The following is a 14328-nucleotide window of genomic DNA, read 5'->3' on the forward strand; positions in this document are numbered from 1 at the left end:
CGTGCAGGTTACATGATGACCGGCTTCTCGCGAAGTGGATAGCTCGTTCCATCATGCGGACACCGCCGACACGCAGCGGTGGTGTGGGTTCACCTATGGGATCCACGTGTGAGGGTCACCTGGGTGCGGCGACAGAGCGTGTCCCGCGGGGGACGGATCGGGGCGGCCCGGACGATCTCCGGGTCTACGGCGACCCGTCACTGTGTGGGCTTCGTTGCCCAGCGACGCTCATGCCTCATTCCCGTTGGTCACGAGTTCGAAACCGCCGGGTAACCGGCTACATATGTGGCGTCCCGCATAGTGTCTCACCGTCCCGGCGGATCGGACCAGGGATATACGTCACAGCCAGGATGCGGCTTTCGCCCCCCGATGACCCCCCGGAATGCCGGAAAGGCCCCCTGAGGGGCCTCTCGGTCCGCCGCGGCGGGTACGGATTCCGTTCCGCGCCCGGGGCTCCAGCACCACCGCGGGGCCGTTCCGCGTGCGGGCTCGGAGCGCTGACCCGCGGCCGTTCCGCGTACGGGCTTGCAGCACCGCCCGGCTGCCCTTTCCGCGTACGGGCTTACAGCGCCGCCCGGCAGCCCTTTCCGCGTACGGGCCTACAGCGCCGCCCGGCGGCCCTTTCCGCGTACGGGCTTAGAGCGCCGCCCCGAGGAGCATGCCGAGCCCGTACGTGACGGCCGCCGCGGCCCCGCCCAGGACGAGCTGGCGCAGCCCGCTGAAGAGCCAGCCGCGGGCCGTCACCCGGGCCACGAGCGCGCCGCAGGCGAAGAGCCCGAGGAGCGCGAGCAGCACGGCCGGCCAGAGCGTGGTCGCGCCGAGCAGGTACGGCAGTACGGGGAGCAGTGCGCCGAGCGCGAAGGAGCCGAAGGACGAGACCGCGGCGACCACCGGCGACGGAAGGTCGTCCGGGTCGATGCCCAGCTCTTCACGCGCGTGGATCTCCAGGGCCTGCTCGGGGTCCCTGGACAGCTGCATCGCGACCTCGCGGGCGAGTGCGGGCTCCACGCCCCGGGAGACGTAGAGCGCGGCCAGCTCCTCCATCTCGTCGATGGGGTGCTTGCGCAACTGGCGCCGCTCGACGTCCAGTTCCGCCTGGACGAGCTCACGCTGCGAGGCGACGGAGGTGTACTCGCCCGCGGCCATCGAGAAGGCGCCCGCCGCGAGGCCGGCGAGGCCGGTGATGACGACGGTCCCCGGGGAGACCGCGCCGCCCGCGACACCGGTCATCAGGGCGAGGTTGGACACCAGGCCGTCCATCGCGCCGAACACGGCGGGGCGCAGCCAGCCGCCGTTCACGTCGCGGTGGGTGTGGTTGTCGCGGTGGGCCTCGTGCAGTGGCGCCTGAGCTTCGATGATGGACATGACTCTCCCCTTGTTTCCGGCGGGCCGGGTCGCGCCCGCCGCCCCCCGACACCCTCGAAAGTACGCGCGATGTAAGGGGCGCGCCAGCAAGGCAGGCCGTACTTACTAAGGCCTGCCTTGCTGCGGGAACCGGGTTCTGGCGTGGTGTCAGGCGGGTGACAGAGACGTTTCTTCGGCGAGTTCGCGGCCCCTGGTGGCACAGATCCAGGCATCGGGGCGCCATCGGTGCGCCTCTCCCGAGGAAGGGGCCGCGAGATGGTGACCACCACGGCGCACGACACGCGTGAACGGGCGAGGGGGGCGCTCCTCGGCCTCGCCGTCGGCGACGCGCTCGGCGCGCCCGCCGAGAACATGCGGCCCTCCGAGATCCGCCGCCGCTGGGGCCGGATCGAGGGCTTCGTGACGGACAGCCCGGCCGGAACCGACGACACCGAGTACGCCATCTTCTCGGCGCTCCTGCTCGCCCGGCACGGCTCGGCCCTCACCGTCCAGCACGTCGAGCGGGCCTGGCACCACTGGATCGCCGACCTCGACGAGGGGCCGTTCCGCGGTGCGGGCTTCTCGGAGCGCGGCACCCTGGAGAACCTCCGCCGGGGTCTCGCCGCCCCCATCTCCGCCCAGCACCGGCACGCCTGGAGCGACGGTCTCGCCATGCGCGCGGCGCCCTTCGGGGTGTTCGCGGCGGGACGCCCGGCGGAGGCGGCCCGCCTCGTCGCGATCGACGGCAGCGTCAGCCACGACGGCGAGGGCATCTACGGCGGCCAGGCCGTCGCGGCGGGCGTCGCGGCGGCGATGGCGGGCGCGACGGTCACGTCCGTGATCGCCGCGGCCCTCTCGGTGGTCCCGATGGACTCCTGGACAGCCCGCTCGTTGCGCCGCGCGGTGGTCGCCGCCCAGCGCGTCCAGCCCGACCCGCTCACCCGTGAACGCCAGGTCCGCTCGGCCGTGGTCATCGGCGGCTACCCCTGGACGGACCTGGCCCCTGAGGCGGTGGGCCTGGCGTTCGGCGCCTTCGCCGCGGCGCGCGGGGACTTCCGTACGGCCGTCCTCACGGCCGTCAACATGGGCCGCGACGCCGACACCACGGCGGCGGTGGCGGGCGCCCTGGCCGGCGCGATGTCGGGCGCCTCGGCGATCCCGGAGGAATGGTCGACGGCCATCGCCCCCGTCACCGGCAGCTGCCTCCCGTCGATGCGCGGCTACCACGTCCTGGACGTAGCGGACCTGCTGACCCCGGAGGGCGAATCCTGATGACCCCCGAACCGAACACACCCACCACCGCCACGGGCAATGCCCCGGGAACGGACGCCAGCGCCGCGGGCACAGCCCCGGGGCCGGACGCCACCACCGCGACCACCGCTGTGGGCCGGCGTCCCGCCGGGCGACGGGGGTCCCCCCTGCCCGAGGGAAGCCGAGAGCTCGGGGGAGGGCGGGCGCGGCCCCCGGTGCCGGTTTCCGGCCCCCTGCTCGGTGCCCACCAGGACCTGACGGCGCCCCAGGTGCCGGGTCCCGGCCCCCTGGACCTCACTCCACAGACCCACACCCCGGTGCCGAACGCCGACTTCCCGGACCTCACCCCGCAGGGGCCCACCCCGGTGCCGAGCGCCAACTCCCCGACCCTCACCCCACAGACCCACACCCCACTGCCGAGCGGCAACTCCCCGGACCTCGCCCCGGTGCGGGCCGCCGGCTCCTGGGGTGGCGTCCACGAGGACCGGCCGGTCGAGGCCCCCCGCAGACCCGCACGCGACGCGGTCGAAGGCCTCCTCCTCGGCCTCGCCGCCGGCGACGCCGCCGGATGGCCCGCCGCCAGGCACCGCGCCGCCCGCATGCCCGAGTGGACCCGCCGCCTCACCCGCGAACTCGACACCTTCGCCGAACAGAACGCGACGACCACCCTCCCCGTCCCCATCGCCCTCAACCAGCCGCCCGAGCCCCTCCGTCTCGGCCCCTCCGACGACGCCGAGTGGGCGGTCTTCACCGCCGAGGCCGTCCTCGCCGCTTCCGGCCCCGTCTTCGCCGGCCTCGCCCCGGAGCGCCGTCTGCGCGCCGCCGTCGACCTCGCCTGGAACGCCCTCGCCGACCAGGTCGCCGCCGCGGCGGACCGCGCGCCCGAGGTCGAGTCCGCCGTCCTCCCGCTCCGCGCCCGCATCTCCGTCCGCGCGGGCCTCGGCAATCTCGCCACCGGTCTGCGTCCGCCCGCCACCGGCCACGACAACCCGCACTTCTTCGACGACGCCGCCTGCGTCCGGGCCGTCGTCCTCGCCCTCGTCCACCCCGGCGACCCGCGCGCCGCCGCCGAACTCGCCGAGTTCGACGCGCGGTACACCCAGGACGGCGACGGCGTCCACGGTGCCCGCGCGATGGCGGCGGCCGTCGCCGCGGCCCTCAGCGGAACTTCGGTCGACGGTTGCGTCGACGCGGCGCTCGAAGAACTCCCGCCCGTCACGGAGATCGGCCGCAACGCCCGCTACGCCGTGAAGCTGGCGCAGACCGCCGGTTCGGCCTTCGAGCTCGTCCCGCTCCTGGAGCACCAGATCGTGGACCACGTCTACAGCTACGGGATCGCGGCCGCCGAGACGGTCCCGGTGGCGCTCGCGCTCGCCACCGCCGCGCGGGGCGAGATGGCGGCCGCCGTCCCGGCCGCCGTCTGTCTCTCGCGGGTCGCCGACTCCGCCCCCGCCCTCGCGGGGGCGCTCACCGGGGCGCTGGGCGGCGGGCGTTCGGTGCCGGCGACCTGGCGCGAGGTGTGCCGGACGCTCGCGGGCTGCGCGCTGCCCCGGCTCGCGGGCACGGATCTGGTCGAACTCGCCGGGCTGCTCGCAGCCACGGAACGGGCCACCCCGGGTGGACAATTCCGACATGACACCCACACTGGATGACCGGATCACCGGCAGTCTCCTCGGGGCCGCCGTCGGCGACGCGCTCGGCGGCCCCGTCGAGGGCTACACCCCCGAGCAGATCCTGGAACGCCACGGCGGCCGCGTCACGGGGATCGTCGGCCCCTGGAACGGCGGCGAGTGGCGCACCGCCCGCCCCATCGCCCCGTACCACAAGGGCGACGGGCACGTCACCGACGACACCTTGATGACGCACGCCCTGATCCGGGTGTACGAGAAGGTCCGCGGCCACCTCGACGCGTACGCGGTCGCGGACCACCTCGTCCCCGAACTCATGGGCAACCCCGTCTGGATCCCGGAGCTGGAGGCGGAGGCGCTGCCGCTCCAGCGGATCTTCCTCGCCGAGAAGTGGATCGTGACCCGGCTCCACTACGGCCATGCGGACCCGCGCGAGGCGGGCAGCGGCAACATCGTCAACTGCGGCGCCGCGATGTACATGGCGCCGGTCGGGCTCGTCAACGCGGCCCATCCGGAGGCCGCGTACGCCGAGGCCCTCGACATCGCGGGCGCGCACCAGTCCTCGTACGGCCGTGAGGCGGCCGGGGTGTTCGCGGCGGCGGTGGCGGCGGCGTGCGCACCGGACGCCACGCCGTCCACGGTGGTGGGGACGGCCCTGGCCCTCGCGAAGGACGGCACGCGGTCGGCGATCGAGGCGGTCGCCGAAGCGGCCTGCGGATACACGGACTTCGAGCCGGCGCTGACCCCGCTCCGCAAGGCGGTGGCCCCCTTCGACTCGGTCGGCCCCGACTACCGCTCCCCCTCCCTCGGCGCCCGCCGCCCCTCCCGTCTGCACGCGATCGAGGAGCTCCCGATCGCCCTCGGCATGCTCCTGGTCGGCGAGGGCGACTACCGCCGTACGGTCCTGGGCGCGGTCAACTACGGCCGCGACTGCGACTCGATCGCCACGATGGCGGGCGCGATCGTGGGCGCGCTGCACGGCGAGCCGGCCGTGCCCTCCGACTGGTCGAAGCGGGTGGCGGAGGCGAGCCGTCTGGACCTCCACGCGCCGGCCAGGGCGCTGAGCGAGGTGACCCGCGAGGTGTTCGCCCGGGACGCGGAGCGCCGCCGGTCCCACGAGTCGGCGTTCGCGGCGCTGACGAGCGGCGCCCGGTGAACCTCCGCCTGACCTGGGTCCAGCCGGAGGACCTGGTGGGCCACGAGCTCCGCCAGGCGAGCGAGGACGGCCGCGACACGACCGCGCTCGCGGCCCGCTGGGCGGCGGCGGGCGGCCCCCCGGCCCCGGAATCGGCCGGCGCGTCCGGAACTCCCCGCCCGGACCTCCGCCCGCTGGCGGAAGAACTCCTGACCGCCCTGGCGTCCCTCCCCGCCCCCCTGGCAGTACACGAACCGACCCCACTCCCCGATATCCAGGCCCTGGCGGCCCCCACCCCTGTGGGCAAGCGTCCCGCAGGGCGCTCGGGGCGCTCCCCGCTCGGGCGAAGCCGAGAGCTCGGGGAAGGGTGGGCACAGCCCCCGTCGCCGGGCTCCGGCCTCCCGGACCGCGCCCGCCAGGACCCGCCCGCACCCGTGCCGTCCGGCACCGACCGGCGCCCCCCGCACGAGGCGCCGCGGCCCCAAGGGCCCGGGGGCGAAGTCCGCGAAGGTCTCCTCCACCGTCTGCACGCCGCCTGGCTCGGCCGCGCCGCCGGATGTCTGCTCGGCAAGCCCGTCGAGAAGCTGCCCCTCCCCGCCATCCGCGCCCTCGCCCGCGCCACCGGCAACTGGCCCCTCTCCACCTGGTTCACCGCCCGGGGCGTCCCGCCGGAGCTCCTCGCCGCCCATCCCTGGAACCGTCGCTCCGCCGCCACCTCCCTCGCCGAGAACATCGACGGGATGCCCGAGGACGACGACCTCAACTACCCCTTGCTCAATCTGCTGCTGCTCCAGCGGCACGGCCGCGACTTCACCACCGCCGACGTCGCCCGTCTCTGGCTCGACGAGCTGCCCGCCGGCCGCACCTTCACGGCCGAGCGCGTCGCCTACCGCAATCTCCTCGACGGTGTGGAACCCCCGCTGACCGCCGTCCACCGCAACCCCTTCCGTGAGTGGATCGGCGCCCAGATCCGGGCCGACGTCCATGGCTGGACCCGTCCGGGCGACCCGGCGGGCGCCGCCGCACAGGCGTACCGGGACGCCGTGCTCACCCACACCGCGAACGGCGTCTACGGCGCCATGTTCGTCGCCGCCACCCTCGCCACCGCCGCGAGCGGCGCCGCCGACGTCCACCGGTCGCTCGCCGCCGGCCTCGGCGTGATCCCGCCGCGCTCCCGCCTCGCGCAAGCCGTCCGCCTCGGCATCGCGTCCGCCCGGGCCACCCCTGACTTCGACACGGTCGTCGACCGGCTGCACGCCGAACTCGGCGGGTACCACTGGGTGCATGCCGTGCCGAACGCCGCCCTGCTCGCCGCCGCCCTCACCCACGCCGACGGCGACTTCTCCCGCTCGGTCTGCGCGGCCGTCTCCGGCGGCTGGGACACCGACTCCAACGGCGCCACCGCCGGTTCCGTCGCGGGCCTGCTCGCCGGTCACCCCGACCGGCTGCCCGAGCGCTGGACCTCCCCCCTCAAGAACCGTCTCTCGACCTCGGTCGCGTCCTTCGACGGCATCGGTTTCGACACCCTGGCCGAACTGACCCACCTGGAGGCAGTACGCCCATGACCAGCATCGTCGTACTCGGCAGCACGAACATGGATCTCGTCACCTATGTGCCGAGGGCCCCGGCCCTCGGCGAGACGGTCACCGGCCGTTCCTTCCGCACGATCCCGGGCGGCAAGGGCGCCAACCAGGCCGTCGCCGCCGCCCGCGCGGGCGGTGAGGTGTCGATGATCGGAGCGGTCGGCGCGGACGACTTCGGGGCACGGCTCCGCGCCACCCTGGAGCACTGCGCGGTGGACACCGATCTGCTGCGCACCGCCGAAGGCGCCTCCGGCACCGCGCACATCGTCGTCGACGACGAGGGCGGCAACGCGATCGTCGTCGTCCCCGGCGCCAACGGCACCGTCACCTCCCTGACCCATGGCGACGAGGCACTCATCGCCACCGCGGACGCCCTGCTCCTCCAGCTCGAACTCCCCCTCTCCGTCGTCGTGGAGGGTGCCACGACCGCCCGCCGGCTCGGCGTCCGCACCGTCCTCACCCCCGCCCCGGCCCAGCCGCTTCCCCCCGAACTCCTCGCCGCGATCGACCTGTTGGTGCCCAATGAGCACGAGGCCGCCACGCTCACCGGTCTGTCCGACCCGGGCGAGGCGGCCCTGGCCCTGCTCCGGGACGTCCCCGAGGTGGTCGTCACCCTGGGGGCGGCCGGCAGCCTGTACGCGGCGCGGGGCGCCGACCCGGTCACGGTCCCCGCCCCCCGGGTCCGGGCCGTGGACACCACCGCGGCCGGCGACACCTTCGTCGGCGCGCTCGCGGTGGCCCTCGGCGAGGGCCGCCCCGCCCCCGAGGCCCTGGCCTGGGCGCAGGCCGCCGCGGCGCTCTCCGTCCGCCGCGAGGGCGCGTCGACCTCGATGCCGTACCGCGTCGAGATCGAGGCGGCCTTCCTCTCCCCCGACACCCTGGAGGCCGATCCCGTATGACCGTCCACGCACCGCCCACCACACCGGCCCCCTCCCCGCCCCCCGCACCGACCGCCTCACCCGCCACCGCGCCCCCGGCCCCCCTTCCGCCCCTGCACGGACTGCGCGTCCTGGATCTCGCGACCCTCTTCGCCGGTCCGCTCGCGGCGATGATGCTCGGTGACTTCGGCGCCGACGTCGTCAAGGTCGAGCACCCCCGCAAGCCCGACCCGTCCCGTGGCCACGGCCCCGCCAAGGACGGCATCGGCCTCTGGTGGAAGGTCCTCGGCCGCAACAAGCGGGCGATCACCCTCGACCTGTCCTCGCCGGGGGGACGTGACACCCTCCTGGCGCTCGCCGCCGACGCCGACGTGATCGTGGAGAACTTCCGCCCCGGCACCCTGGAACGCTGGGGTCTCGGCTGGGAGGAGCTCTCCACGGTCAACCCGCGTCTCGTCCTCGCCCGTGTCACCGGCTTCGGCCAGTTCGGCCCGTACGCCCACCGCCCCGGCTTCGGCACCCTCGCCGAGGCGATGAGCGGCTTCGCCGCCATCACCGGCGAACCCGAGGGCCCGCCCACCCTGCCGCCCTTCGGCCTGGCCGACTCGATCGCCGCCCTCGCCACGGCGTACGCGGTGATGACCGCGCTCACCGCGAGGACGACCACCGGACGCGGCCAGGTCGTCGACATGGCGATCATCGAACCGATGCTCGCCGTCATCGGACCCCACCCCCTCTGGTACGACCAGCTCGGCTACGTCCAGCCCCGGACCGGCAACCGCTCCCGCAACAACGCCCCGCGCAACACCTACCGGACCGCCGACGGCTCCTGGGTCGCCGTCTCCACCTCCGCCCAGTCGATCGCCGAGCGGGTGCTCCGGCTCGTCGGCCGCCCGGAGCTGATCGACGAGCCGTGGTTCGCCGACGGCGCGGGCCGGGCCGAGCACGCGGACGTCCTGGACGAGGCGGTCGGCGCGTGGATCGCCCGTCGCACCCGCGAGGAGGCGATGGCGGCCTTCGAGAAGGCGGAGGCGGCCATCGCCCCCGTCTACGACATCCGGGACGTCGTCGACGACCCCCAGTACCGGGCGCTCGGCACCGTCACCGAGGTGCAGGACCCCGAACTCGGCCCGATCAAGATGCAGAACGTCCTCTTCCGCCTCTCCGAGACGCCCGGGGCCATCCGCTGGCCCGGCCGCCCGCACGGCGCCGACACCACCGCCGTCCTCTCCGAACTCGGCCTCACACCCGCCGAGATCGACCGCCTCCGCGACCAGGGGGCGGTATGAGCGCGCCGGCCGGGGTCGACGGTCTCCAGAGGATCCGCACCCCCCTCACCTGGCTGTACGCCCCCGGCGACCGCCCCGAGGTCGTCCGCAAGGCGCTGGCCTCGGGGGCCGACGTCGTGATCGTCGACCTGGAGGACGCGGTCGCCCCGCACCGCAAGGCGTACGCCCTCGACGCCACGGCCGATCTCCTCGCGGACATCCACCCCGTCCCGGTGCACGTCCGTGTCCACTCCCCGCACGACATCCCCACCCTGGCCCCCCTCCCCGGCCTCCGCGGTCTCCGTGTACCCAAGGTGACACACGCCACTGACATCCACCGGATCGCCGGCCTCGCCCCGGGCCTCCCGCTCTACCCGCTCCTGGAGAACGCCCTCGCCGTGGAGCACGCGTACGCCATCGCCACCGCCCACCCGGCCGTGCGCGGGATCGCGCTCGGCGAGGCGGATCTCCGCGCCGACCTGGGGGTACGGGAGGACAGCGGCCTCGACTGGTCGCGCGGCCGGGTGGTGGTCGCGGCCCGCGCGGCCGCCTTGCCGCCGCCCGCCCAGTCGGTCCACCCCGACATCGGCGACCTGGACGCGCTGGCCGCCGGCTGCGCCCGCGGCCGGGCCATGGGCTTCTTCGGCCGGGCGGCCATCCACCCCCGCCAGCTCCCGGTCATCGAGCGGGCCTACCTCCCCACCCCCGAGGAGATCGACGCGGCACAGGAGGTGGTCACGGCGGCCGGGACCGAGCAGGGCGCGCTCGCCCTCCCGGACGGCCGCTTCGTCGACGCGGCGGTGGTGGAGGGCGCCCACCGGGTCCTCGCCCTCGCGGCCCGGTCGGGCTGAGGCCCGTACCCCCGCAGACGGAAGGGCCGCCGGGACCTCTCGGTCCCGACGGCCCTCCGGCACGCTGTGAAACGGTCAGTTCTTGGCGGCGGACCCGGCGCCGTTGCCGGCACCGTGCTCCACGTCCTTCCCGGAGCCCGCGTCCACGTCCACGTCCGCGTCCGCGCCGGAGCCCGGTGCGGCGTCCTGCGGCTCGGCGTCCTCGGCGCCCGAACCCTTCACGGCCTCGTCCGCGCCGTCCGTACCCTCGGCCGCGTCGGCATCCGCCTCCGCGGTCCTGTCGGCCTGGTCGGCCTTCCGCTCCACGATCTCCTCGCGGCCGGGGCTGACCCGCGCCGAGATCACGATGTAGGCCACCGCGAGCACGAAGACGATGATCGCCGTCCACACGTTGAGGCGGAGGCCGAGGATGTGGTGCGCCTCGTCGACGCGCATGTACTCGATCCAGGCCCGGCCGGCGCAGTAGGCGGCGACGTACAGCGCGAAGGCGCGTCCGTGGCCGAGCTTGAAGCGGCGGTCGGCCCAGATGACCAGGAGGGCGACGCCGACGCACCAGAGCGACTCGTACAGGAAGGTCGGGTGGTACGTCCCGGCCTCGCGGTTCGCGCTCTCGGTGATCTCCAGGGCCCAGGGAAGGTCGGTCGGCCGGCCGTACAGCTCCTGGTTGAACCAGTTGCCCCAGCGGCCGATGGCCTGGGCGAAGGCGATACCGGGAGCGATGGCGTCGGCGTACGCGGGGAGGGGGATGCCCCGGCGGCGGCAGCCGATCCAGGCACCGACCGCGCCGAGCGCGATGGCGCCCCAGATGCCGAGGCCGCCCTCCCAGATCTTGAAGGCGTCGACCCAGTTCTCACCCTCGCTGAAGTACAGCTGGTAGTCGGTGATCACGTGGTACAGGCGTCCGCCGACGAGGCCGAAGGGCACCGCCCAGACGGCGATGTCGGCCACGGTGCCGGCAGTGCCGCCCCGGGCGATCCAGCGCTTGTTGCCGTACCAGACGGCGACGAAGACACCGATGATGATGCAGAAGGCATAGCCGCGCAGCGGGATCGGTCCGAGGTTGATCACGCCGGTCGACGGGCTGGGAATATAGGCAAGGTCCATGGCAGGACCGACGCTACCCTGCCGGGCGGGCGGGACGGCAGCCCACCCGGCAACGTATGGGTAACTAAGGCGCCGGACTATCCCGCCGCGGGCGAGGCCGTACCGGGCTTCTTGCCCTTGTTGGCCTCGGCGACCCACTTCTTCAGGTTCTCCGGGGAGATCTGCTCGCCCCCCTTCGTCGGGAAGATCGATTCTCCGTTGAGGAGGACGGAGGGCGTGCCACGGAAGCTGCCCTTCCGGAAGGCCTCGTTCGACTTGACGACCCAGCTGTCGTGCGTGCCGTCGTTGACACAGCTGCGGAAGGCGGGCGTGTCGAGCCCCGGCACCTTCGCCGCCAGCTCGATCAGCTTCTCGTTCTTCCCGAAGGCGTCATCCGTCTCCTGCGGCTGGTTGATGTAGAGCGTGTCGTGGTACGCGGTGAACTTCCCCGCGTCCTGGGCGCACGCGGCCGCGTTCGCCGCGCGCAGCGAGCCGCTGCCGCCCATGTTCCCGTCGATGAGGGTGGCGAGGTGGTACTCGGTCCTGAGGGCGCCCGAGGCCTCGAGCTCGTGGATCGCGTCCCGCATGACGTTCTCGAACTGGGCGCACGCCGGGCAGCGGAAGTCCTCCCAGATCGCGAGCGTCGACGGCGCGTCCGCCCTGCCCGTCGGGATGGCGGGCTTTTCGTCCTCCTCGGTCGCCCCGGTCGGCGCGACCACGGGGCCCGCCTTGTCCGACCCGCCGTCCTTGTCGCCGCCCGCGGCGATCACGCCGACGACGGCGGCCAGGCCGAGAACGCCGACCACCGCCGCCGACACGATCAGGACGCGCCGCTGCTTCTCGCGGGCCTTCTCGCGCTCACGCTGCTGTTGGAGGCGCTCGCGCGCGCTCCCTGACCCGTCACCACGGTTCTTCTCGCTCACACTCCAGGAACGAACCGGGGAGGCACGTACGCGCCTCCCCGGTCTCAGATCCACCCAAATGGGTTACGAAACGCGGCGCACGCCCTCGGCGAGTTCGGCCGCCAGTTCCCTTACGGCGGCGAGTCCGGCCGCCTCGTCTCCGTCGGCGTCGAGGATCCGCTTCACGAACGCGGAGCCGACGATGACGCCGTCGGCGAAGGCCGCGACCTCCTTGGCCTGGACGGCGTTGGAGACGCCGAGCCCGACGCAGACGGGGAGGTCCGCCGTGGCCCGGGTCCGGCGGACGAGGTCGGCGGCCTGCTCGCCGACCGACTCACGGGTACCCGTGACGCCCATCAGGGAGGCGGCGTAGACGAAGCCGGAGCCGGCCGCCGTGATGGTGGCGAGGCGCTCGTCCCTGCTGCTGGGGGCGACGACGAAGACGGTGGCGAGACCGCGCTTGTCGGCGTGCTCACGCCAGACGGCGGACTCCTGGACCGGCAGGTCGGGCAGGATGCAGCCGGCGCCACCGGCCGCGGCGAGCTCCTCGGTGAAGCGCTCGACGCCGTACCGGTCGATCGGGTTCCAGTACGTCATGACGAGGACCGGCTTGCCGGTGGCCTCGTGGGCCTCGCGGACCGTGCGCATCACGTCGGCGATCTTGACGCCGCCGCGCAGGGCGATGTCGTCGGCGGTCTGGATGACCGGCCCGTCGAGGACCGGGTCGCTGTGCGGGAGGCCGACCTCGACCACGTCCGCGCCGCCGTCGAAGACGGCCTTGATCGCCGCGATGCCGCCGTCGACGGTCGGGAAGCCTGCCGGGAGGTACGCGATGAGCGCGGCCCGGTCCTCCGACTTCGCCTTGGCGAGGGTGTCGCTGAGCAGCTGGATGTTGCCGGTCACTTGGCGTCTCCCTCGATCTCTGCGGTGCCGGCGCCGGCGTCCGCGGCGACCTCTGCGTCGGTGTCGTAGAGCCCGAAGTAGCGGGCGGCCGTGTCCATGTCCTTGTCGCCGCGCCCGGAGAGGTTGACGAGCAGCAGGGCGTCCTTGCCGAGCTCCTTGCCGACCTCGATGGCCCCGGCGAGGGCGTGGGCCGACTCGATGGCCGGGATGATGCCCTCGGTACGGGAGAGCAGCCGCAGCGCCTGCATCGCGGCGTCGTCGGTGACGGCCCGGTACTCGCCGCGCCCGCTGTCCTTGAGGTACGCGTGCTCGGGGCCGATGCCCGGGTAGTCGAGGCCGGCCGAGATCGAGTACGGCTCGGTGATCTGGCCCTCCTCGTCCTGGAGGACGTACGAGCGCGAACCGTGCAGGATGCCGGGCTCGCCCGCGGTGAGGGTGGCCGCGTGCTCGCCCGTCTCGACGCCGTGGCCGGCCGGCTCGCAGCCGATCAGGCGGACGTCCGCGTCCGGGACGAAGGCGTGGAAGAGGCCGATGGCGTTGGAGCCGCCGCCGACGCAGGCGATCGCGGCGTCGGGGAGGCGTCCGGCGCGCTCCAGGAGCTGGCGGCGGGCCTCGACGCCGATGACCCGGTGGAAGTCCCGGACCATGGCGGGGAAGGGGTGCGGGCCGGCCACGGTGCCGAACAGGTAGTGCGTCCTGTCCACGTTGGCGACCCAGTCGCGGAAGGCCTCGTTGATGGCGTCCTTGAGGGTGCGGCTGCCGGACTTCACGGCGACGACCTCGGCGCCGAGCATCCGCATCCGGGCCACGTTGAGGGCCTGGCGCTGGGTGTCGATCTCGCCCATGTAGATGGTGCAGTCCAGGCCGAAGAGGGCGCAGGCGGTGGCGGTGGCCACGCCGTGCTGTCCGGCGCCGGTCTCGGCGATGACCCGGGTCTTGCCCATGCGCTTGGTCAGCAGGGCCTGGCCGAGCACGTTGTTGATCTTGTGCGAGCCGGTGTGGTTGAGGTCCTCGCGCTTGAGGAAGATCCGGGCGCCGCCGGCGTGCTCGGCGAACCGCGGGACCTCGGTGAGGGCGCTCGGCCGGCCCGTGTAGTCGACCATCAGCGCGTTGAGCTCGCGGGCGAACTCGGGGTCGGTCTTGGCCTTGTCGTACTCGACGGCGACCTCGTCGACGGCGGCGACGAGCGCCTCGGGGATGAACTTGCCGCCGTAGGCGCCGAAGTAACCCTCGGCGCTGGGGACCTGACCGTCGGGGTCGGGAAGGAAGAACTCGCTGGACATGCGGCTGCTCCTCGCGGGGCGGTGCCCCGGGATACGTGGGGTTGATGATCACGTCATGCGCGCGAACCACACACGTACGGCAATGTCGGCCTCCCCACCGCCCCGCAGGGCGGGACGGGTGGGCACGACGGCGCCCGGGGGGACGCCTCCGCCCCTTGTGCCTGGACCCGCACGAGCGGGTGCGGCGCACACGGGGTGCGGGCCAGGCGCAGGAGCCTG

At 74.0% G+C, this 14328-nt stretch carries 12 protein-coding genes; 7 read left to right on the forward strand and 5 right to left on the reverse strand.

From position 1 onward, the window contains the following. Positions 1 to 636 precede the first annotated feature (636 nt). On the reverse strand, positions 637 to 1365 hold the full coding sequence (locus tag ACFVYX_RS21075; RefSeq protein ID WP_389682930.1) for a VIT1/CCC1 transporter family protein: 729 nt from the start codon (positions 1363 to 1365) through the stop codon (positions 637 to 639). Between the two features lie 255 nt (positions 1366 to 1620). Between ACFVYX_RS21075 and ACFVYX_RS21080 the strand changes: the two genes are divergently transcribed. The 7 genes from ACFVYX_RS21080 to ACFVYX_RS21110 all read left to right on the forward strand — a co-directional run bounded on the left by ACFVYX_RS21080 (position 1621) and on the right by ACFVYX_RS21110 (position 9938). Further along, entirely contained in the window at positions 1621 to 2616 is a 996-nt protein-coding gene (locus ACFVYX_RS21080) for an ADP-ribosylglycohydrolase family protein (RefSeq protein ID WP_389682931.1), read from the forward strand. Between the two features lie 425 nt (positions 2617 to 3041). Further along, positions 3042 to 4247 carry an ADP-ribosylglycohydrolase family protein gene (locus ACFVYX_RS21085; RefSeq protein ID WP_389683082.1) on the forward strand — a complete coding sequence of 402 codons (1206 nt, stop codon included), beginning with the start codon at positions 3042 to 3044 and terminating at the stop codon, positions 4245 to 4247. Further along, a complete protein-coding gene (locus ACFVYX_RS21090) occupies positions 4228 to 5379 on the forward strand; it encodes an ADP-ribosylglycohydrolase family protein (protein ID WP_389682932.1) in 1152 nt (383 codons plus the stop codon). The genes ACFVYX_RS21085 and ACFVYX_RS21090 overlap by 20 nt, the downstream gene beginning before the upstream one ends. After that, complete coding sequence (locus tag ACFVYX_RS21095; protein ID WP_389682933.1) at positions 5376 to 6923, forward strand: ADP-ribosylglycohydrolase family protein; 1548 nt, start codon at positions 5376 to 5378, stop codon at positions 6921 to 6923. The genes ACFVYX_RS21090 and ACFVYX_RS21095 overlap by 4 nt, the downstream gene beginning before the upstream one ends. Then, positions 6920 to 7840: a ribokinase gene (gene rbsK / locus ACFVYX_RS21100; RefSeq protein WP_389682934.1), complete on the forward strand. Its 921-nt coding sequence runs from the start codon at positions 6920 to 6922 to the stop codon at positions 7838 to 7840. The genes ACFVYX_RS21095 and rbsK overlap by 4 nt, the downstream gene beginning before the upstream one ends. Then, a complete protein-coding gene (locus ACFVYX_RS21105; RefSeq protein WP_389682935.1) occupies positions 7837 to 9108 on the forward strand; it encodes a CaiB/BaiF CoA transferase family protein in 1272 nt (423 codons plus the stop codon). Before rbsK ends, ACFVYX_RS21105 begins: the two co-directional genes overlap by 4 nt. Beyond that, complete coding sequence (locus ACFVYX_RS21110) at positions 9105 to 9938, forward strand: HpcH/HpaI aldolase/citrate lyase family protein (RefSeq protein ID WP_389682936.1); 834 nt, start codon at positions 9105 to 9107, stop codon at positions 9936 to 9938. Before ACFVYX_RS21105 ends, ACFVYX_RS21110 begins: the two co-directional genes overlap by 4 nt. Positions 9939 to 10013: 75 nt before the next feature. Here the strand turns inward: ACFVYX_RS21110 and lgt are convergent, their stop codons facing one another. The 4 genes from lgt to trpB all read right to left on the reverse strand — a co-directional run bounded on the left by lgt (position 10014) and on the right by trpB (position 14109). Beyond that, positions 10014 to 11042 (reverse strand): prolipoprotein diacylglyceryl transferase, encoded by a 1029-nt coding sequence (gene lgt, locus ACFVYX_RS21115; protein WP_389682937.1) that lies wholly within the window; start codon positions 11040 to 11042, stop codon positions 10014 to 10016. Between the two features lie 77 nt (positions 11043 to 11119). Further along, entirely contained in the window at positions 11120 to 11944 is an 825-nt protein-coding gene (locus ACFVYX_RS21120; protein ID WP_389682938.1) for a thioredoxin domain-containing protein, read from the reverse strand. Positions 11945 to 12007: 63 nt separating this feature from the next. After that, positions 12008 to 12826 carry a tryptophan synthase subunit alpha gene (gene trpA / locus ACFVYX_RS21125; protein ID WP_389682939.1) on the reverse strand — a complete coding sequence of 273 codons (819 nt, stop codon included), beginning with the start codon at positions 12824 to 12826 and terminating at the stop codon, positions 12008 to 12010. Then, a complete protein-coding gene (trpB, locus tag ACFVYX_RS21130; RefSeq protein WP_389682940.1) occupies positions 12823 to 14109 on the reverse strand; it encodes a tryptophan synthase subunit beta in 1287 nt (428 codons plus the stop codon). Before trpB ends, trpA begins: the two co-directional genes overlap by 4 nt. Positions 14110 to 14328 lie beyond the last annotated feature (219 nt).

This window comes from Streptomyces sp. NPDC058326 (genome assembly GCF_042879855.1).
Lineage (GTDB): Bacteria > Actinomycetota > Actinomycetes > Streptomycetales > Streptomycetaceae > Streptomyces.